The organism is Paractinoplanes durhamensis, from assembly GCF_016862175.1.
GTDB lineage: Bacteria > Actinomycetota > Actinomycetes > Mycobacteriales > Micromonosporaceae > Actinoplanes > Actinoplanes durhamensis.
In genome coordinates this window covers 13,736-32,602 of the sequence record NZ_BOML01000057.1, presented here as the reverse complement: position 1 = coordinate 32,602, position 18,867 = coordinate 13,736, and the positions used below count along the sequence as shown (strand labels likewise).

Genomic DNA, 18,867 nt, shown 5'->3' with positions numbered 1-18,867 from the left:
AATTCTTGTCCGGCGACAATGCGTGACGGGAGATATTCGATGATGGCCGAACCGGCAGGTGGCTATGTGCAGCTCCTCAACCCCGAGGGGGAGCACGCCAGCAGTGTCACCACCGAGCATGGCGTCACGTACTCGGTCGACTTCACCGACCAGGAATATCGCGATATTTACCGTGATCTGGTGATGGTTCGCCGGCTCGATGCCGAAGGCGTCGCGCTGCAGCGGCAGGGTGAGCTCGGGCTGTGGGCGAGCCTGCTCGGGCAGGAGGCCGCCCAGGTCGGGTCGGGGCGGGCGCTGCGGCCGCAGGACATGGCGTTTCCCAGCTACCGCGAGCACGGGGTGCTCTACGCCCGCGGGATGGACCCGATCATGCCGTTCAGCCTGTTCCGTGGTGTCGATCACGGCGGCTGGGACGTCGCCGAGCACAAATTCAACAGCTACACCCTGGTGATCGGGGCGCAGACGCTGCACGCCACCGGCTACGCCATGGGCGTCCGGATGGACGGGAAGGTCGGCGGGCCGGACGGTGAGGCGGTGATCGCCTACTTCGGCGACGGCGCGACCAGCCAGGGCGATGTCAACGAGGCGTTCGTCTGGTCGTCGGTGTTCGCCGCGCCGGTCGTGTTCTTCTGCCAGAACAACCAGTGGGCGATCTCGCTGCCGACCGAACGGCAGACCCACCATCCGATCCACCGGCGGGCGGACGGCTTCGGCTTCCCGGGCGTACGCGTCGACGGCAACGACGTCCTGGCCAGTTACGCGGTGACCCGGGCCGCGCTGGACGGCGCCCGGCAGGGGCAGGGGCCGGCGCTGATCGAGGCGTACACGTACCGGATGGGCGGGCACAGCACCTCCGACGACCCGAAGCGCTACCGGGACTCGGGCGAGGTGGAGGCGTGGAGGGCCAAGGACCCGATCAGCCGGGTGCGGGCGTTCCTGGTCAAGCAGCAGCTGGCGGACGACGACTTCTTCGGCCAGGTCGAGGCGGACGCCGGCAAGATCGCCTTCGACCTGCGCGAACGCGTGATGTCCCTGCCCGACCCGCAGCCGGTCACCATGTTCGACAACGTCTACCCGGAGGGCTCACCCGAGGTGGACCGGCAGCGCGGCGCGTTCACCGATTACCACGGGTCGTTCGGCTGAGCCTCTCCGGTCAGGAAGTGACCGCGGTCGTCTCCAGCGCCGACCAGCCGTCGTCGGTGATCCTGCCCTGGTCGACCTTGATCGCGGTGTGCGCGCCGGCCAGCTCGAACAGGCCGGAGTCGCCGGCCGGGGTCACCCGCCAGGCCTGAGTGGCGTCGCCCGGGCGGCAGGTCTCCATCCGCAGCACGGCTTTGGCCTTGTCGGTCACGCAGGACTCGGCTCCGCCGGCGGCGATCGCCGGGGCGGCGACGATGACGATGGTGTTCTTGTTGGCCTCCGTGCGCTTGCGGACCTTGGCCGCCCGCAGCTTCATCCGGGTGGACTCGGTGACCGCGGTGCCGGTGAAGTCGACGGACCCGTCCGGGTGCGAGCCGAGGTGGTAGGCGGCGCCCGCGTCCCCGGTGGTGACGACCACCACCGGGACGCCGAGGTCGATCGCGAAGCCCTTGAGCTCGGAGATGTTGGCGTCGACCAGCTTCGGCCCGGTGGTCGCCGGCGCGGCGGACCGGGACGGCGAGGAGACCGGCGACGAGGGCGCCTCGACCGGCGCCGGGGAGAACGGCGTGTCCTCCGGTGCCGCGGTGGCGCAGCCGGCCAGCACGGCCACGGTCAGGATGAGCGGGAAGACGCGGCGCACGTTGATCTCCTCAGAGCTCGCCGCGGTCGACGAGGATGTATTTGTCGGCGAACTGGGGCTCGCCGATCTCGGTGACGTCCGAGCGCTTCTTGCCGGCGTCCCAAAGCAGCCAGCCGTACTCGTTGTGAATGCTGTAGGTGGGGCGGCCCTTGGCGTCCTTCGTCCCGGTGGCGACCAGCGTGAACAGGGTGCCCTTGGTCGGGGTGCAGGACGCGGCGACGACCGGCGCGGCCCCCTCGGACTTCAGGATCTTCACGCCGAGACAGGTCTCCGGGCCGGTGAACCCCTCGGAACCCATCGACCGGATCAGGTAGTCGACGCCCACCGATCGCAGGACGAACTGCGACCTCGAGCCGGTGCCGTCGGAGATCGCCAGCTCGTCGTCGCCGCGGTCCAGCATGAAGAACCGGTTGCCCTCGGCGAGCTGGATCGAGAACCGGTGATCGCCGGCCAGGATCGCGGTGAGGGCGTCCACCGGCGGCCGGCTCGTGGCGCTCGGCGCGGCGGCGGTCGGGCTGTCGCCGCCGAACCGGTACGCCTGGTGCGACCAGTACAGGCCGCCGGCGAGCAGGAGGACGGCGGCGGCCGCGGCCCACGCCGTACGGCGAAAGCGGTTCTTGGGCTTGGGTTGTGCGGCCACCCGGACGGTGTCGGCGGTCGGCGGCTCCACCCGGATCGGCTGGGGCCGGGCGCCCAGCAGCTGATCGAGCAGCTCGCGGGCCGTCGGGCGCTGCGCGGGATCCTTGGCGAGCGTGCTCTCCACCAGGCGGCGCAGCGGCGCGGGAACCCCGGACGTGTCGGGCAACTGGGTGAGGATGCGCATGGCGGTCGCGGCCGAGGTGTCCGCGCCGAACGGGGTGCGGCCGGTCGCCGCGTAGGTCATCACCGCGCCCCACGCGAAGACGTCCGCCGCCGCGGTCACCTCGACGGTGTCCTCGGGCTCGAAGCGCTCCGGCGCCATGTAGGCGATCGTGCCGACCATCTGATCGGTGCGGGTGTGCCGGCTGGTCGCCTCGAACGCCCGGGCGATGCCGAAGTCGATCACCTTGATGCCGCCGAGCGCGATCAGCACGTTCCCCGGCTTGAGATCGCGGTGGATCACCCCGGCGCCGTGGATGGCGGTCAGCGCGGTGGCGATGCCGACCGCGACGCTGTGCAGCGCCGGCCCGGACAGCGGCCCCCGCTCCTGCACCAGCGCACTCAGCGAGGGCCCGTCGACGAACTCGACCACCAGGTAGGGCGGGGTGTGATCGGGATCGGCATCGAGCACCGCGGCGGTCGAGAACGGCGGCACCTGCTGGGCGCGGGTGACCTCGCTGCGGAACCGGCCGCGAAACTCCCGGTCGTCGGCATACTCCGGCCGGACCATCTTGATCGCGACCAGCGCGCCGTCCTCGGCACGCCCGAGAAAGACGGTGCCCATGCCACCCTGGCCGAGCCGGCCGAGGAGTTCATACCGCCCGAGACGGACGGGATCGCCGGAACGCAGGGGCATGCTCATGATCCGGCGTAGCGTACCGACGCCCTGCAGGACGGTCAAACAGGACATCGATCGCTGAAGGGATTGCTGGGCCATCGATCAGGCGGCAATGCCGAGCGGCGGCGCTGAGCTGTGCCGGCGTCAGTATCCGATGGCCTCGCGTAGCAGCAGGACGGTGTTTCGGCCGGGCTGGGGCTCGGCGTTGAGGATCAGCAGGCGGTTGACCGCGCTCGGCCGGCCGTAGGCGTCCCGGGCCCGGGCGGACTCCAGCGGGAGGGCGTGCTCCTCGACCCGGCGCAGGGCGGTGGACAGGTCGGGCACCACCTTCTGGGCGCCGACCACCCAGATCGTCCGGGCGGCGCCACCGGCGGCGGCGGGCAGCTGGCTGCCAGTGGCCGAGGCGATGACCACCGAACCGGTCTCGGTGACGGCCGCGGTGCCGGCGACGAAGACGTCGGGGACGGCGACCAGGCGGCGGATCTCGTCGGACTCGGTGGCGCGGTCCATCGTCAGCACCTGCGGACGGATGGCCCGGTAGCGGTCGCCCGTCTCGATGTCGCCGGCGATGCCGGCGAGCCGGAGCGTCTCGCTGGCGCCGGTGAACACGCCCGAGCCGGCCGGGATCAGCTCCCCGATGCGGGCCCGGGCCGCGGCGGCGTCGTCGAGCAACTCGGCGGTGAAGCCGTTCGCGCGCAACGCCGTGATCGTCCGATCCAGCCGCTCGGCGGATGCCGGTGCGGCGAAGTCGATTTCCTGGAGGTCGTTCATGCGGGTTTCCTGTCCGGTGAGGGTTGTGCTCGTCTTCATCCGGTCCGACAAGACAGCCCCGCCGAATGTGAGGCCTCACATTTCGCGGCCCTGATCTGTCGTACTGAGGAGTGCGTCTACGAGGGAGTCGATGACCGTGCAGCCGGACGAGAAGATCATGGGGGAGCGGCGGCAGCTGCTCAATCTCGGCTACCGGCTGCTCGGCTCCCTGGCCGACGCGGAGGATGTGGTCCAGGAGACCTACACCCGGTGGTACGCGATGTCGCCCGCCGAGCGGGAGGCGATCGAGTCGCCGGGTGCCTGGCTGACGAAGGTGGCCGGGCGTCTCTGCCTCAACCTGCTCGGCTCGGCGCGCGTCCGGCGCGAGGCGTACGTCGGAGAGTGGATCCCGGAGCCGCTGCCGGCCGCGGCCGAGTGGAGCGCCGGCGTGGACCCGGCCGACCGGATCACCCTCGACGAGTCGGTGACGATGGCCCTGCTGGTCGTGTTCGAGTCGATGACCCCGGCCGAGCGGGTCGCCTTCGTGCTGCACGACGTCTTCCGCTACCCGTTCGCCGAGGTGGCCGAGATCGTCGGCCGCAGTCCGGCGGCCTGCCGTCAGCTGGCGTCCTCGGCCCGCCGCCGGGTCGCCGGTACCCGGGCCACCGCGATCCCGGACGCGGCCCGCCAGGCGAGCGTCGTTCGCCGGTTCCGGGCGGCCTGGCAGGCGCAGGACATCGAGGCCCTGATCGGCCTGCTCGACCCGGCCGCGACCGCGGTCTCCGACGGCGGCGGCCGGGCCGTCGCCCACCCGTTGCCGATCGAGGGCGCCGAGGAGATCGCCCGCTTCTACCTGTCGATCGCCCGGCTCGGCCCGACCCGGACGGTGCTGGAGCGCACGGTCAACGGGCGACCGGGCCTGGTGATCGAGGACGACGGCCGGACCGAGACGGTGTTCGCGTTCGAGGTCGCCGGCGACCGGATCACGCACATCTGGGCGATCCGCAACCCGGACAAACTCCGCCCCTGGCGCAGACCCTGAGCGACCGCGCCGGCCGGCGGCTCCCCGGCTCAAGAAAGCGCGCAGGTCACCGCCGGGGCCGTGTTCTTGCCGGTCCAGGATGCGAGGAAGCCGAACGTGGCCGTGGCGCCGGCGGCGAGGGTGCCGTTCCAGCTCACGTTCCGGGCGGTGACCGCGGTTCCCGACTGCGTGACCTGGGCGTTCCAGGCCTGGGTGAGCTGCTGGCCGTCGGGGAAGGCGAAGTTCGCGGTCCACCCGGAGGAGGAAGCGGCCGAGCCGTTCCGGACGGTCACCTCGCCCTGGAAGCCGTCACCCCACTGGGAGGCGATCTTGTAGGTCGCGGTGCAGGTGCCGGCCGGCGCGGTGGTCGGGGCGGTGGTGGGAGCGGTGGTCGGCGCGGTGGTCGGAACGGTGGTGGGGGTCGTGGTCGGCGGTGTGGTTCCGCCCAGAACCTTGACCACGGCCGGATACCAGGCGTTGGCCATCTTCTGGAAGCCGGTGTCGTTCGGGTGGGTGCCGTCGACGTTGTCGGCGACCGCGTCGTAGCCGGTCCACAGGTCGGCCACCGTGATCGGTGACTGGGCCGTCGTCAGGCCGGCCGCCCACGCCGGGATCGCCTGGTCGAGGGCGGCCACGTCGGCCGGGCAGGTCGCGCAGGCGGCCGCGCTCATCGGGATGATCTGCGCGACGATGATCTTCATGTTCGGGTTGTTCGCCCGCATCTGCCCGATCAGCTTGGTGAAGGCCGTCAGCTTGTCCTGCAGCGGGATGTAACCGCCCCACATGTCGTTGGTGCCCAGGTGCATCATCACCACGTCCGGCGTGGACGCGGCCAGCCACGGCGGCAGCTGGTCGTTGGCCGCGATCCCGGTGGCCGAGTAACCGCCGTGCCCCTCGTGGTCGAAGTCGTAGGAGTAGCCCGGGTTGCACCCGCCGCCGTCGGACTGGGTGCCCACGAAGTCGATGTTGGTGTAGCCGCCGGCCTGCAGCTGATGCCAGAGCTTGGCCCGCCAGCAACCGGGCCCGGCGGTGATCGAGTCACCGAGCGCCATGATCCGCACCGGCGCGGCGGCCTGGGCCGGAAGGGCCGCCGCGACCCCGGGCAGCCCGGCGGCGACGGTGAGGGCGACGGCGAGCAGGACGGTGCGAAGCCTTCGCGACATGGGTGCCACCTCATTGACGTCATTCGATGGGAGCGCTCCCAGAATGGTCGGCCCTCCACCAGGGCAAGTCAAGGGAGGGGAGCGTGAGAGGATTCCGGCCATGGGAAATCGGCGCATGACTGGTGATATCGATGCGCGGGTCTCCGTTGCACAGGACCGCACGACCGATCGGGCCGACCTCTACACGCTGGCCTCCGACCCGTCGGACCGGGTGCGGGCGGCGGTCGCGGCCCACCCGGACGCGCCGGCCGAGGCGCTGCGGCTGCTGACCCGCGACCGGGACCGTGGGGTCCGCCAAGCCGTGGCGAAAAATCCGGTGACCTCGGCGGGAAACCTGCAACGCCTCGTTCAGGACCCCGATCGGTGGGTGCGCTGGGCGGTCGCCGCCAACCCGGCCTGCAACACCCACCTGCGCCGGATGATGGTGACCGCGCCGGACAAGGAGCTTCGCGGGCTGCTCGCGGAGATGCCGGAGCTCGAGTCCGAACTGGCCTCGGTCCTCCTCGAGGACGCCTCACCCGAGGTGCGCGAACGGCTGGCCAGCCACACCGGCGACCCGGAGATCATCGCGGCGCTCCTGCGTGACCGCACGGTGCGGGTGCGCAAGGGTCTGGCCATCAACGAGCGGACCACGCCCGAGCAGCGCAGTATCCTGGCCAAGGACTCCTCTCCGGACGTCCGCGCCGCGCTGGTGCGGGCGCTGCCGCTGGCCGATGCCGATCTGCTGCCCATGCTGGACGACCGCTCGGCGGATGTCCGGCGCTCGATGGCGACGTCCGCCGTCACCCCGCCGCACATCCGGCTGGCCCTGGAGGACGACCCCGACGAGGAGGTGGCTGAGGACGCCCGCCGCCACCGTGAGTCGCGCCCGGCGCCGAGCACTCCCCACCGCCAGACCCTCGGCAAGCGTTTCCCCGGCAAGACCGCGAGCTAGGACCCCGATGCCCGCCCACTTCACCGAGCTCGACTGGGTCCCCACGCGGATCGGCGAGATCAGCCTGCGCCGCCGCCTCGAACCGACGACCAGGCTTGAGGTGTACGAGGTCAAGCTGGGCGACGAGTATCTGATGTCGAGCCTGTTCACGGTGGCCGAGGAGGAACTCTCCCGGCTCACTCTGGCCGTCCTGCCCGGCGGCGCGCTCGATGTCGTGGTCGGCGGCCTGGGCCTCGGCTACACCGCCCGCGCCGCCCTCGCCGACGACCGGGTCGGGTCCCTGATCGTGGTCGAGGCGCTGGCCCCGGTGATCGACTGGCATCGCCGCGAGCTGCTCCCGCACGCCGCCGAGATCACCGCCGACCCGCGCACCACGCTGCTGGAGGGCGACTTCTTCGCGCTGCTGCGCGACGGCACCGGCTTCGACCCGGCCGGCCCCGGCCGCCGCTACGACGCGATCCTCGTCGACATCGACCACTCCCCGGTCAACGTGCTCAACCCGGCCCACGCCGACCTCTACACGCCGACCGGCCTGCGCCGGCTCGCCGACCGGCTGCGCCCGGGCGGCGCGTTCGGCCTGTGGTCCGACGACGCCCCGGACGAGGCGTTCCTGGCCCTCCTGAGCGACTGTTTCGCGACGGCCACCGCCGAGGTGGTGACGTTCGCCAACCCGCTGACCAGGGGCACTTCGGCCAACACCGTCTACGTCGCGACGACGGACGGCTGACCGGCGAGGATCAACGCGATGTCCTCGGCCGGCAGCGGCCGGGCGAAGTGGAAGCCCTGGGCCAGCTTGTAGCCGACCCGGTGCAGCCGTTCCGCCTGCTCGGCGGTCTCGACGCCCTCGGCGACCGCCTCGATCCGCAGACCCTGGGTGATCGCGATCAGGCTGTCCACGATCACCGCCTGCGGGCTGGCCGAGGTCACCCCGTCGACGAACGACTTGTCGACCTTGAGGATCTGGACCGGGCAGTCCACCAGCAGGCTCAGCGAGGACGCGCCGGTGCCGAAGTCGTCCAGCGCCACCCGCAGGCCGAGGGCGTTGAGGGCCCGCACGGCGTCCAGGGCCGCGCCGGTGCCGAGCACCGCGGTCTCGGTCACCTCGGCCACCAGGCCGCGGACGTCGACGCCCTCGCGGTCGAGCAGCGCGGCCAGTTCCGCGGCGAAGCCGGGCTCCTGCAGCTGCCGGGCCGAGATGTTGACGCTCACCTTGGCCGGCGCGTGGTCGCCGTATTCTCGCTGCCAGGCCGCGGCCTGCCGGACCACCTGCTGCAGCACCCACCGGCCCAGCTCGACGATGTAGCCGTTGCGCTCGGCCAGCGGGATGAAGACGGCCGGCGAGATCAGCCCGTGTTCCGGGTGCCGCCAGCGCACCAGGGCCTCCACCCCGGCGAAGCGGCCGTCCGGCAGCTCGACGATCGGCTGGTAGAGCATGAACAGCTCGTCCCGGGCGATCGCCTGGGTCAGGTGCGCGCCGAGCGTGGCGTCCTCGGCGGCGAGCTGGTCCATGATCGGATCGAACCAGGCCCAGCGGTCGCCGCCGACGCTCTTGGCCGCATACATCGCCACGTCGGCGCGGCGGAGCAACTCCTCCGGGGTGCCGACGCCTTCCGAGACGGTCGCGCCCACGCTGACCTGCGGCGTCATCTCGTAGCGGCCGACCACCAGCGGCTGGCGGGCGACGTCGAGGAGCCGGTCCAGCAGGACGGCCGCCTCGTCGTCGGTGCGCGCGGTCAGCAGCAGGGTGAACTCGTCGCCGCCGAGCCGGGCCGCGGTGTCGGCCGGGCCGATGAGGGCCGCCAGCCGGTCTCCGATGGCGCGGAGCATCTGATCGCCGGTGCTGTGGCCGAGCCGGTCGTTGATCATCTTGAAGTCGTCGATGTCCAGCAGGACCATGTGGAACGGATCGCCGATGGCCAGGGCGGCGGCGAGCCGCTCGGTGAACATCGTCCGGTTCGGCATCCCGGTCAGCGGGTCGTGGGTCACCTCGTGGTCGAGCTGCGCCTGGTAGTCGCGCATCTGCCGCATGTTGCCGTCGACCGTGCCGAGCAGCCGGCTGTTCTCGCGCAGCGCCGACACCTGCCGGAACGCGACGAGCCCGCTCAGGAACACCGCGACGATCGCCAGCGCCAGCAGCTCGCCCCCGACGGGGGCGGCCGCGCCGATCAGGGTGAGGCCGGCCGCGGCGAGGGACGCGTAGGGGAGCACGGTGAAGCGGCGCGCGGACTGCCGGTCCGGCGGGGTGGCCGGCGCGCGGAGCTGCCGCTCCGCGGCGAGTTGGAGGGCGAGCGAGACCAGGGCGGCGGCGGGCATGGTGCCGGAGAGCTGCGGCGTGTCCCGCAGGTGCGGCGACAGGCTGCCGCTGGCTGCCGCGAGCGCCACGCCGGTCGTGATGATCATCAGCGATTGCCGGTCGAGTTGCCCGGAGCCGGCGAAGGTCAGCTTGATCATGGCCAACGCCGAGATGAGTACGAGCGTGATGACGCCGATCATCGGCAGGAGCGATCCGAGGTCCATGATCCACATGTGGCGCAACGAGTAGTGCCAGACCAGCAGGCCCACGGTGACCAGCACGATCGTTGCGTCCAGCCCGAACCGGATCCACTCCGGCCGGGTCCGCTGCCAGGAGGTGAGCCGCAGCATCGCCCCGAAGGCGAAGAACAGCAGCCCCAGCAGCAGCACCGAGGTGAGCGGGCTGACGTAGCGGGACGGCGCGTCCGGGCCGGTGCTGGCGTCGATCGCGTTGCTGATCACGCCGGCCCCGAGCAGCGCGCTGGCCAGCCCGATCCGCCGCCAGAACGCGCGGCCGACGGCGCTGAGGTCGGCCCGCCGCGCGACCCGCAGGCAGGCGCGGGCGGCCAGCGCCGCCATGATCGGCAGAGCCGCCCAGCCCAGCGCCGGATGCGCCCAGACGTGGCCGAGCCCGATCAGGAACCAGCCGGCGCTGAACACGAACAGGGCGGCACCGAGCACCATCGACACACTGATGGCCCGGGGGAGAACTACTGTTGGCACGGCCCGACGATCGGGAATCGGCCGCCGAAGGTGACCGAATGTCGGGTGCAATTCGGTAGCCGTCGAGACAGCCGGCCGGAATAGGCTCGGAGCATGAGCGTTCCCGCGGAAATCGCCGCCAGCAAGCAGATCAGCCTGACCACCTACCGGAAGAACGGCACCGCGGTGTCCACCCCGGTCTGGCAGGTCTCCGAGGGCAACACCCTGACGACGGTCTCGCTGGCCGACGCCTGGAAGGTCAAGCGCATCCGGAACAACCCCCGCGTCGAGGTCACCGCCTGCGACATCCGCGGCAAGATCCGCCCGGGTGCCCAGCCGGTGCCGGGCACCGCGGCTCTGCTGCCGCCGTCCGAGACCGAGAACGCCCGCCGTCTGCTGGAGAGCCGCTACCTCTCGGCCCGGATCGGTGGCTGGTTCAACCGGACCTTCCACATCAAGCGGCCGGAAGGCGTCGGCATCGTCGTCACCTTCTGACCCGCGGGTCTACCGCCGCTGGCGGTTGTCGCTCCGGGCGGGGGCCGGTGCGGACCGGAACAGGCTCTCCGGCGCGCGCTGCGCCGAAGCCTGATCGGCGGCCGGCTCGGCGGCCTCGGCCGCCTCCGGCTCGTGGATCGGGCGGTGCGCCCCGTCGGCCTTTTCCCACATCTGCTGCAGCGTGAGGTTGCCACGCTCGCCGGTCAGCTCCACCTCGATGCGGCAGAACTGGTCACAGGGGTACTCGACGACGAAGGTCGCCTGCGGGCCGGTGGTCACCGCACCTCCGCGACGTTGACACCCGGGGAGCACACGCCGAAGCGTTCGAAAGCACTTTGCATAGGGCAATCGTAGAGGTGGGCCGGATCGCCCGTGCCCCCGACGGGGGTGTTCCGCCATGCGACGCCCGGCCGTCACGGCCGGAAGCGGTAGCCCATTCCCGGCTCGGTGAGCAGGTGCCGGGGGTGGGTCGGGTCGATTTCGAGCTTGCGGCGCAGCCGGGCCATGTATTGGCGCAGGTAGTTGGACTCGGTGAGATATTGCGGACCCCAGACGTCGTGCAACAGGGCGCGCTGGCTGTGCAGCTTGCCGGGGTGTCGCAGCAGGTGCTCCAGGAGCCGCCACTCGGTCGGGCTGAGCCGGACGTCGGTGCCGTCCCGGATGATCGAGCGATTGCCCAGGTCGATGACGCTCTCACCGATGGTGATCGTCGCGACGGCCTCGCCGGCCGTCTGGCCGCGCCGGGTGACGGCCCGGACGCGGGCGAGGAGCTCGTCGACCCCGAACGGCTTGGTGATGTAGTCGTCGGCTCCCGCGTCGAGCGCGTCGACCTTGTCCTGGCTGTCGGCGCGGCCGGAGAGCACGATTATCGGCACCACGGTCCAGCCGCGCAGGCCGCGGATGACCTCGGTGCCGTCCATGTCCGGCAGGCCGAGGTCCAGCACCACCAGGTCGGGGTGCTGCCGGGCGGCCGCGTGCAGGGCGGAGGCGCCGTCGGGGGCGGTGTCGACGTCGTACTTGCGGGCGCGCAGGTTGATGCGCAGGGCCCGGACGATCTGCGGTTCGTCGTCGACGACGAGGATGCGGGTCATGCGTGCGGTCCGGTGGGCAGGGTCAGGACCATGGTGAGGCCCCCTCCGGGGGTGTGATCGGGGATCAGGGTGCCGCCCATGACCTCGGTGAGGCCGCGGGACAGCGCCAGGCCCAGGCCGACGCCGGTGCCGTTGTCCCGGTCGCCGAGGCGCTGGAAGGGCAGGAACACGTCGTCCCAGCGGTCCTCGGGGATGCCGGCGCCGTGGTCGATGACCCGCAGCTCGATGGTGTCGCCGAGGGTGCTGGCGGTGACCACCGGCGGTTGATCGGCCGGGCTGTAGCGCAGCGCGTTGGCGACCAGGTTGACCAGGATCTGTTCGAGCAGGCCCGGGTCGGCGTGCACCGGCGGCAGGTCGTCGGGGATGTGCACGGCCACCTTGCGGCCGTCCGGTCCGAAATTGTCGAGGGCGAGCGGGACGATGTCCTCGGCGCCGAGGTCGACGGCGTGCACGCCGAGCGCCCCGGCCTGCAGGCGGCTCATGTCGAGCAGGTTGGTGACCAGCCGGACGAGCCGGTCGAGCGATTCGTCGGCGGTGGCGAGCAGCTCCCGGCGGTCGTCCTCGTCGAAGTCCACCTCGTCGCTGCGCAGGCCGGCCACCGCCGCCTTGGCCGAGGCGAGTGGGGTCCGCAGGTCGTGGCTGACCGCCGCGAGCAGGGCGGTGCGCATCCGGTCGGCCTCGGCCAGCGGTTTGGCCGCGGCCGCCTCCGCGGCGAGCCGTTCCTGGCGCAGCGCCAGGGTGGCCTGGGCAGCGAACGCCTCGACGATGCGCCGGTCGGAGGCTTCCAGGGGGTGGCCGCACAGCAGCATGGTCATCGTGTCGTCGACCTTGACCTCGACGTCGGCGTCCCGGGCGGCCGTGCACGGATCGCCCACCCCGGCGACGACGGTGCCGGCGTCGAGCAGCGTCACCGAGTCGAGGGTGAACGTCTCGCGCAGGCGTTCCAGCAGTGCCATCAGCGGTCGCTCGCCGCGCAGCACCCCACCGGCGACGGTGGCCAGGATCTGCGCGTCGGCGCCGGCCTGGGCGGCCTGCCGGGTCTTGCGGGCGGCGGTGTCGACGACCCAGCTGACCGCGAGCGCGACCACCACGAAGATCGCCAGGGCGAGCAGATTGTCGCCCTCGGCGATGGTGAACCGGCCGATCGGCGGGGTGAAGAAGTAGTTGAGCAGCAGCGACCCGGCGATCGCCGCGAGCAGCGCCGGCCACAGCCCGCCGATCAGCGACACCCCGACGACGGCGGCGAGGAACAGCAGGATGTCGTTGGTGAGCGACAGCGACGGCCCGGCGTGCAGCAGGCCGGTCAGGGCCGGGAGCCCGAGCACGGTCGCACCGAAGCCGGCGATCCGCCGGCCCCGGGACAGCGCGGCCGGCAGGCGGCGGGCCCGGCGGCCCTGGGCGGCGCGTTCGTGGGTCACCAGGTGGACGTCGATCGAGCCGGACAGCGCGGTCGTGGTGACGCCGACCCCGGCTGAGAAGAGCTGCGCGAGCTTGCCGCGGCTGGACGCGCCCAGCACGATCTGGGTGGCGTTGACGGCACTGGCGAAGTCGAGCAGCGCCCGCGGCACGTCGGCCCCGACGACCTGGTGGTAGGTGCCGCCGAGGCTCTCCACGAGAAGGCGGTGCCGGGCCAGGATGGCCGGGTCGGCGCCGGCCAGGCCGTCGTTGCGGGTGACGTGGACGGCCATCAGGTCGGCACCTTTGTCCCGGGCGGCGATCCGCGCGGCGCGGCGGATCAGCGTGTCGCCCTCCGGCCCGCCGGTGAGCGCCACCACGACCCGTTCCCGGGTCTCCCAGGTCGCGCTGATCCTGTGGTCGGCCCGGTACTTGTCGAGCTGGTCCTCGACCTTGTCGGCCAGCCAGAGCAGGGCCAGCTCGCGCAGCGCGGTCAGGTTGCCGGTGCGGAAGTAGTTGCCGAGCGCCGCGTCGATCTTCTCGGGCCGGTAGATGTTGCCGTGCGCCATCCGGCGGCGCAGCGCCTCCGGGGTCATGTCGACCAGTTCGACCTGTTCGGCCGCGCGGACCGCCGAGTCCGGCACGGTTTCGCGCTGCTCGACGCCGGTGATCTGGGCGACCACGTCGTTGAGCGATTCGAGGTGCTGGACGTTGACCGTGGTCAGCACGTCGATCCCGGCGGCGAGCAGGTCCGCGACGTCCTGCCAGCGCTTGGCGTGCGCCGAGCCGGGGACGTTGGTGTGCGCGAGCTCGTCGACCACCGCGAGCTCGGGCGCGCGGGCCAGCACGGCGTCGAGGTCCATCTCGGTGAACTCGGCGCCCCGGTAGGTCACCGTCCGCCGCGGTACCGTCTCCAGGTCGCCGAGCATGGCCTGGGTGTGCCGGCGGCCGTGCGTCTCGACGAAGGCGACAACCACGTCGGTGCCGCGCTCGGCGCGCCGGTGCGCCTCCTCCAGCATGCTGTACGTCTTTCCGACGCCCGGGGCGGCGCCCAGGTAGATCCGCAGCTCTCCACGTGTCATCTCGGCGCCGCCTCTCTGCTTATTTCTGCTGGTCGAGCGCGCGGTTGAGCTCGAGCACGTTGACGCCGGGCTCGCCGAGGAAGCCGAGCGCGCGGTCATCCGTGTTGTCCTTGACCAGGGCCCGGACCGCGGCCTCGGTCATGCCCCGCTCCCGGGCGATCCGGGGCACCTGCAGGGCGGCGTACGCGGGGCTGATGTCCGGGTCGAGGCCGCTGGCACTGGCCGTGACCGCGTCGGCCGGCACCACCGGGTCGGCCGGGGCGTCGCCCCGGATCGGGGTGATCACGCCGCCGAGGGCCTGATAGTCCTCCCCGTTCTTCGCCGGTTCAACGGTGACACCCTGGTAGGTGGCCAGGAACGGGGTGCCGGTCTGGTTGACCGACACGACCCGGGTGACCGGGCCGGTGAGGCCGTCGCGGTGGAAGACCGCGAGGACCGCGCCGACGCCGTCGGCGGTGCAGAAGGGCCGGCTGCCGTCCACGCCCTCCAGCTTGCCGACCGCCAGGCTCCGCGCACAGACCTGGGTGAGCAGGCTCTTCCGATCGGCGGTGTCGACCACGTCATTCGGGCCGAGGTTGCTGGCCGAGGTGGCGGTGGGGTCGTAGCCGTCGCCGGCGGCCGAGGGCCGGCTCTGGAAGTACTTGGCGACCGGGTTGCCGTCGGCGTCGGTGAAGGACTGGCCGATCAGGACACTGCCGTTGGCCACGAGCGACCCGCCCGCCTTGTCCGACAGGCCTGGCAGACGGCCGAGAGCGACGAACGCCAGCGGGTACGCGAGTCCGAGCAGGACGGTGAAGACCAGCAGCGCGCGAAGCGCCGCAAGGTGCTGGGAGAGCCAGTTGGGAAGACGCATGTCCTCAGATCCCCGGGATGAACTGGACGAGAAGGTCGATGAGCTTGATGCCGAGGAACGGCGCGATGACGCCGCCCAGGCCGTAGATCCACAGGTTGCGGCGCAGCAGCGCGCTCGCGCTCGACGGCGTGTAGCGCACCCCGCGCAGCGCGAGCGGGATCAGCGCCACGATGACCAGCGCGTTGAAGATGACCGCGGACAGGATCGCCGAGCCCGGCGAGTGCAGCCGCATCACGTTCAGCGTGTCGAGGCCCGGGTACACCGCCGCGAACATCGCCGGGATGATGGCGAAGTACTTGGCGATGTCGTTGGTGATCGAGAACGTGGTCAGCGCGCCGCGGGTGATGAGCAGCTGCTTGCCGATCTCGACGATCTCGATCAGCTTGGTCGGGTCGGAGTCGAGGTCGACCATGTTGCCGGCCTCCTTCGCGGCCGACGTGCCGGTGTTCATCGCGACCCCGACGTCGGCTTGGGCGAGGGCCGGCGCGTCGTTGGTGCCGTCCCCGGTCATCGCGACCAGCCGCCCGCCCTCCTGCTCCTTGCGGATGTAGGCGAGCTTGTCCTCCGGCGTGGCCTCGGCCAGGAAGTCGTCGACCCCGGCCTCGTCGGCGATCGCCTTGGCGGTGCGCGGGTTGTCCCCGGTGATCATCACGGTCCGGATGCCCATCTTGCGCATCTCGTCGAACCGGGCTCGCATGCCCTCCTTGACCACATCCTTGAGGTGGATGACGCCGAGCACCCGATCGTTCTCGGCCACTACGAGGGGGGTGCCGCCGGAGGCGCTGATCCCGTCGACGATCTCGCCGACCTCCTCGGATGAGCTCTTCGCCCAGCGCATCACGGCCGCCGCGGCTCCCTTGCGGATCTGCCGGTCGCCGAGGTCGACGCCGCTCATCCGGGTCTGCGCGGTGAACGGCACGAACGTCGCGCCGGTCATGAAGCCCGGCTCCTGCTCGCGCAGGCCGAACTCGTTCTTGGCCAGCACCACGATCGACCGGCCCTCGGGCGTCTCGTCGGCCAGGCTGGACAACTGGGCGGCGACCGCAAGTTCCCGAGGATCAACCCCGTTGACGGGTACGAACTCGGCAGCTTGACGATTGCCCAGGGTGATCGTGCCGGTCTTGTCGAGCAGCAGCGTGTTGACGTCACCCGCCGCCTCGACCGCGCGCCCGGACATGGCGAGCACGTTGCGCTGGACCAGCCGGTCCATGCCGGCGATGCCGATCGCCGACAGCAGCGCGCCGATCGTGGTCGGGATCAGGCAGACGATCAGCGAGACCAGCACGATGCCGGTGACGCCGTGCGCGTCGATCGCCGCGGTGTCCGGCGCCGCCGCCTGCCACGCCTTCGAGAAGATGGCGAGCGGCTGCAGAGTGACCACCGACAGCAGGAAGACCAGGGTGAGCGCGGCCAGCAGGATGTTCAGCGCGATCTCGTTCGGCGTCTTCTGCCGGTTGGCCCCCTCGACCAGGGCGATCATCCGGTCGACGAAGCTCTCGCCCGGCTTCTGGGTGATCTTGACGACGATCCGGTCGGAGAGCACCTTGGTGCCGCCGGTGACGGCCGAGCGGTCGCCGCCGGACTCGCGGATCACCGGGGCCGACTCGCCGGTGATGGCCGACTCGTCGACGCTGGCGATGCCCTCGATGACGTCGCCGTCCCCGGGGATGATCTCGCCGGCCACGACCACCACGACGTCGCCCTGCTTGAGCTCGGTCGCCGGGATGAGGCCGCCGTCGCGCAGCTGCGCCATCGTGTCCTGCTTGGCCGCACGCAGCGCGGACGCCTGGGCCTTGCCGCGCCCTTCGGCGACCGCCTCGGCCAGGTTGGCGAAGACGACCGTGAGCCACAGCCAGACGGTGATCGTCCAGGCCAGCACGCTTGGGTCGGTGATCGACAGGACGGTGGTGAAGACCGCGCCGACCTCGACGATGAGCATCACCGGGTTGTGCCACAGGGTGCGCGGGTCCAGCTTGCGTACCGCGTCCGGCAGCGACCGCCACAACTGCTGGGGATCGAGCAGCCCACCGCGTACCGAAGCGGGCTTGGCCTTTTGGGTTGGAGGTTTTTCGGCGAGCAATGTCATGACAGGCCTTCTGCGATGGGACCGAGAGCGAGAGCGGGGAGGAAGGTCAGGGCGACGAGTACGACGGTGACGCCGACGACCATGCCGACGAACAGCGGCTGGTGGGTGGGCAGCGTGCCCTCGGACTCCGGGGTCGCCTTCTGCCGGGCCAGCGAGCCGGCCAGCGCCAATACCAGGACCAGCGGCAGGAATCGGCCGAGCAGCATGGCCAGCCCCAGCGCGGTGTCCCACCAGGGCGTGTTGACCGTGATGCCACCGAAGGCCGAACCGTTGTTGTTGGCGGCGCTGGTGAAGGCGTAGAGCACCTCGGAGAGGCCGTGCGGCCCGACGTTGAGCGCGGTTGCGTTGTTGCCGGTGGCGAACGCCGCCGCCGTGCCGATCAGCACCAGCGCCGGGGTGACCAGGAAGTACAGCGAGGCGAGCTTCATCTCCCGGGCGCCGATCTTCTTGCCCAGGTACTCCGGGGTACGCCCGACCATCAGGCCGGCCACGAAGACCGTGATCGTCGCCAGGATGAGCAGGCCGTACAGGCCGGAGCCGGTGCCACCGGGGGCGACCTCGCCGAGCATCATGTTGACGATCGGCATCATCCCGCCGAACGGGGTGTACGAGTCGTGGAACGAGTCCACCGCGCCGGTCGAGGTCAGCGTCGTGGCCGCGGCGTAGGTGGCCGAGTTGGGGATGCCGAACCGGACCTCCTTGCCCTCCATCGCCGAGCCGACCGCCTGCGGCACCGTGCCGCCGCCGTGCACCTCGAAGCCGACGGTCAGCGCGATGCTGGCGATGGCCAGCACCGCCATCACGGCGACGATCGCGTAGCCCTGCCGGTTCTGGCCGACCATCCGGCCGAACACCCGGGGCAGGCTGAACGGGATCAGGAGGAGCAGGAAGATCTCCAGCCAGTTCGTCCAGGTCGTCGGGTTCTCGAACGGGTGCGCCGCGTTGACGTTGTAGAAGCCGCCACCGTTCGTACCCAACTCCTTGATTGCCTCTTGCGAGGCGACCGGGCCGCCGGTGATGTGCTGGGCCGCGCCGGTCAGCGTGGTCACGTCGGTGCCGCCGGACAGGTTCTGCACCATCCCGGCGATCATGAAGACGAGCGTGGCCACGACGCAGATCGGCAGCAGGATGCGCAGCGTGACCCGGGTCAGGTCGACCCAGAAGTTGCCGAGCTGCCCGTTGCTGCGGGCCGCGAAGCCGCGGATCAGCGCGACCGCGACCGCGATGCCGACGCTCGCCGACGCGAAGTTCTGCACCGCCAGGCCGGCCATCTGCACCAGGTGGCCGAGCGCGGACTCACCCGCGTACGCCTGCCAGTTGGTGTTGGTGACGAAACTGACCGCGGTGTTCCACGAGACGTGCGTGTTCATCTGCGGCATGCCCAGCGAGAGCCAGAGCCTGTTCTGCACGCGCAGGAAGAGGTAGAGGAAGAGGATGGAGACCGCGGAGAACGCGAGCACGCTGCGGGCGTAGACGCCCCAGGTCTGCTGCGCCTTCGAGTCGACCCCGACGAGGCGGTAGATGCCCCGCTCGACGCGGGCGTCCCTGGTACCGCTGACCACGCGGTACATGTAGTCGCCGAACGGCCGGTAGACCGCCACGAGGGCGACCACCAGCGAAATCACGAACAGCCAGCCGGCCATCAGAACTTCTCCGGGAACAACAGGGCCGCCACCATGAAGGCGGCCAGCAGGACGGCGACGATCAGGCCGATGACGTTGACGGCGCTCACCAGCGTTCGACCGC

General features: G+C 71.3%; 17 protein-coding genes. 5 read left to right on the top strand and 12 right to left on the bottom strand.

Annotated elements, in window-relative coordinates; all coding sequences use genetic code 11:
* Positions 1-39 precede the first annotated feature (39 nt).
* Positions 40-1,143, top strand: a complete 1,104-nt coding sequence (pdhA, locus tag Adu01nite_RS34335) for a pyruvate dehydrogenase (acetyl-transferring) E1 component subunit alpha (RefSeq protein WP_438871110.1) — start codon at positions 40-42, stop codon at positions 1,141-1,143.
* A gap of 10 nt (positions 1,144-1,153) precedes the next feature.
* Here the strand turns inward: pdhA and Adu01nite_RS34330 are convergent, their stop codons facing one another.
* The 3 genes from Adu01nite_RS34330 to Adu01nite_RS34320 form a co-directional block, all read right to left on the bottom strand.
* The gene (locus Adu01nite_RS34330) at positions 1,154-1,780 is read right to left on the bottom strand and encodes a hypothetical protein (protein WP_203733369.1); all 627 of its coding nucleotides are present in this window, start codon (positions 1,778-1,780) and stop codon (positions 1,154-1,156) included.
* Between the two features lie 10 nt (positions 1,781-1,790).
* Entirely contained in the window at positions 1,791-3,281 is a 1,491-nt protein-coding gene (locus Adu01nite_RS34325; RefSeq protein ID WP_203733368.1) for a serine/threonine protein kinase, read from the bottom strand.
* Positions 3,282-3,401: 120 nt separating this feature from the next.
* On the bottom strand, positions 3,402-4,028 hold the full coding sequence (locus tag Adu01nite_RS34320; RefSeq protein ID WP_203733367.1) for an LUD domain-containing protein: 627 nt from the start codon (positions 4,026-4,028) through the stop codon (positions 3,402-3,404).
* A 130-nt stretch (positions 4,029-4,158) separates the two neighbouring features.
* Between Adu01nite_RS34320 and sigJ the strand changes: the two genes are divergently transcribed.
* Positions 4,159-5,049, top strand: coding sequence for an RNA polymerase sigma factor SigJ (gene sigJ, locus Adu01nite_RS34315; RefSeq protein ID WP_239132905.1), 891 nt, complete (start codon positions 4,159-4,161; stop codon positions 5,047-5,049).
* A gap of 29 nt (positions 5,050-5,078) precedes the next feature.
* Here the strand turns inward: sigJ and Adu01nite_RS34310 are convergent, their stop codons facing one another.
* Entirely contained in the window at positions 5,079-6,191 is a 1,113-nt protein-coding gene (locus Adu01nite_RS34310; RefSeq protein ID WP_203733366.1) for a cellulose binding domain-containing protein, read from the bottom strand.
* A gap of 115 nt (positions 6,192-6,306) precedes the next feature.
* Between Adu01nite_RS34310 and Adu01nite_RS34305 the strand changes: the two genes are divergently transcribed.
* Positions 6,307-7,125, top strand: a complete 819-nt coding sequence (locus Adu01nite_RS34305; protein WP_203733365.1) for a hypothetical protein — start codon at positions 6,307-6,309, stop codon at positions 7,123-7,125.
* Between the two features lie 7 nt (positions 7,126-7,132).
* The gene (locus tag Adu01nite_RS34300; RefSeq protein WP_203733364.1) at positions 7,133-7,852 is read left to right on the top strand and encodes a polyamine aminopropyltransferase; all 720 of its coding nucleotides are present in this window, start codon (positions 7,133-7,135) and stop codon (positions 7,850-7,852) included.
* On the opposite strand, the gene Adu01nite_RS34295 is transcribed toward Adu01nite_RS34300, so the two are convergent.
* Positions 7,828-10,140, bottom strand: coding sequence for a putative bifunctional diguanylate cyclase/phosphodiesterase (locus Adu01nite_RS34295; protein ID WP_239132904.1), 2,313 nt, complete (start codon positions 10,138-10,140; stop codon positions 7,828-7,830). The genes Adu01nite_RS34300 and Adu01nite_RS34295 overlap by 25 nt on opposite strands.
* A gap of 93 nt (positions 10,141-10,233) precedes the next feature.
* Between Adu01nite_RS34295 and Adu01nite_RS34290 the strand changes: the two genes are divergently transcribed.
* Complete coding sequence (locus Adu01nite_RS34290) at positions 10,234-10,614, top strand: PPOX class F420-dependent oxidoreductase (protein ID WP_203733363.1); 381 nt, start codon at positions 10,234-10,236, stop codon at positions 10,612-10,614.
* Between the two features lie 9 nt (positions 10,615-10,623).
* Here the strand turns inward: Adu01nite_RS34290 and Adu01nite_RS34285 are convergent, their stop codons facing one another.
* The 7 genes from Adu01nite_RS34285 to kdpF form a co-directional block, all read right to left on the bottom strand.
* The gene (locus tag Adu01nite_RS34285) at positions 10,624-10,893 is read right to left on the bottom strand and encodes a hypothetical protein (protein WP_203733362.1); all 270 of its coding nucleotides are present in this window, start codon (positions 10,891-10,893) and stop codon (positions 10,624-10,626) included.
* 134 nt (positions 10,894-11,027) lie between these two features.
* Positions 11,028-11,705 carry a response regulator gene (locus Adu01nite_RS34280; protein WP_203733361.1) on the bottom strand — a complete coding sequence of 226 codons (678 nt, stop codon included), beginning with the start codon at positions 11,703-11,705 and terminating at the stop codon, positions 11,028-11,030.
* The gene (locus Adu01nite_RS34275; RefSeq protein WP_203733360.1) at positions 11,702-14,182 is read right to left on the bottom strand and encodes a sensor histidine kinase; all 2,481 of its coding nucleotides are present in this window, start codon (positions 14,180-14,182) and stop codon (positions 11,702-11,704) included. Before Adu01nite_RS34275 ends, Adu01nite_RS34280 begins: the two co-directional genes overlap by 4 nt.
* A 19-nt stretch (positions 14,183-14,201) precedes the next feature.
* Complete coding sequence (locus Adu01nite_RS34270; RefSeq protein ID WP_203733359.1) at positions 14,202-15,035, bottom strand: potassium-transporting ATPase subunit C; 834 nt, start codon at positions 15,033-15,035, stop codon at positions 14,202-14,204.
* 4 nt (positions 15,036-15,039) lie between these two features.
* On the bottom strand, positions 15,040-17,121 hold the full coding sequence (gene kdpB, locus Adu01nite_RS34265; protein ID WP_203733358.1) for a potassium-transporting ATPase subunit KdpB: 2,082 nt from the start codon (positions 17,119-17,121) through the stop codon (positions 15,040-15,042).
* Positions 17,118-18,764 (bottom strand): potassium-transporting ATPase subunit KdpA, encoded by a 1,647-nt coding sequence (gene kdpA / locus Adu01nite_RS34260; protein ID WP_203733357.1) that lies wholly within the window; start codon positions 18,762-18,764, stop codon positions 17,118-17,120. Before kdpA ends, kdpB begins: the two co-directional genes overlap by 4 nt.
* The gene (gene kdpF, locus Adu01nite_RS34255) at positions 18,764-18,853 is read right to left on the bottom strand and encodes a K(+)-transporting ATPase subunit F (protein WP_203733356.1); all 90 of its coding nucleotides are present in this window, start codon (positions 18,851-18,853) and stop codon (positions 18,764-18,766) included. Before kdpF ends, kdpA begins: the two co-directional genes overlap by 1 nt.
* Between the last annotated feature and the right edge of the window lie 14 nt (positions 18,854-18,867).

Excerpts from the sequence above, each read along its gene's own strand:
- Adu01nite_RS34290 (WP_203733363.1), top strand. The coding sequence starts at position 10,234 with ATGAGCGTTCCCGCGGAAATCGCCGCCAGCAAGCAGATCAGCCTGACC.
- Adu01nite_RS34280 (WP_203733361.1), bottom strand. The coding sequence starts at position 11,705 with ATGACCCGCATCCTCGTCGTCGACGACGAACCGCAGATCGTCCGGGCC.
- Adu01nite_RS34300 (WP_203733364.1), top strand. The coding sequence starts at position 7,133 with ATGCCCGCCCACTTCACCGAGCTCGACTGGGTCCCCACGCGGATCGGC.
- Adu01nite_RS34270 (WP_203733359.1), bottom strand. The coding sequence starts at position 15,035 with ATGCGTCTTCCCAACTGGCTCTCCCAGCACCTTGCGGCGCTTCGCGCG.
- Adu01nite_RS34310 (WP_203733366.1), bottom strand. The coding sequence starts at position 6,191 with ATGTCGCGAAGGCTTCGCACCGTCCTGCTCGCCGTCGCCCTCACCGTC.
- pdhA (WP_438871110.1), top strand. The coding sequence starts at position 40 with ATGATGGCCGAACCGGCAGGTGGCTATGTGCAGCTCCTCAACCCCGAG.
- kdpA (WP_203733357.1), bottom strand. The coding sequence starts at position 18,764 with ATGGCCGGCTGGCTGTTCGTGATTTCGCTGGTGGTCGCCCTCGTGGCG.
- sigJ (WP_239132905.1), top strand. The coding sequence starts at position 4,159 with ATGACCGTGCAGCCGGACGAGAAGATCATGGGGGAGCGGCGGCAGCTG.
- Adu01nite_RS34320 (WP_203733367.1), bottom strand. The coding sequence starts at position 4,028 with ATGAACGACCTCCAGGAAATCGACTTCGCCGCACCGGCATCCGCCGAG.
- kdpB (WP_203733358.1), bottom strand. The coding sequence starts at position 17,121 with ATGACATTGCTCGCCGAAAAACCTCCAACCCAAAAGGCCAAGCCCGCT.
- Adu01nite_RS34325 (WP_203733368.1), bottom strand. The coding sequence starts at position 3,281 with ATGAGCATGCCCCTGCGTTCCGGCGATCCCGTCCGTCTCGGGCGGTAT.
- Adu01nite_RS34275 (WP_203733360.1), bottom strand. The coding sequence starts at position 14,182 with ATGACACGTGGAGAGCTGCGGATCTACCTGGGCGCCGCCCCGGGCGTC.
- Adu01nite_RS34305 (WP_203733365.1), top strand. The coding sequence starts at position 6,307 with ATGACTGGTGATATCGATGCGCGGGTCTCCGTTGCACAGGACCGCACG.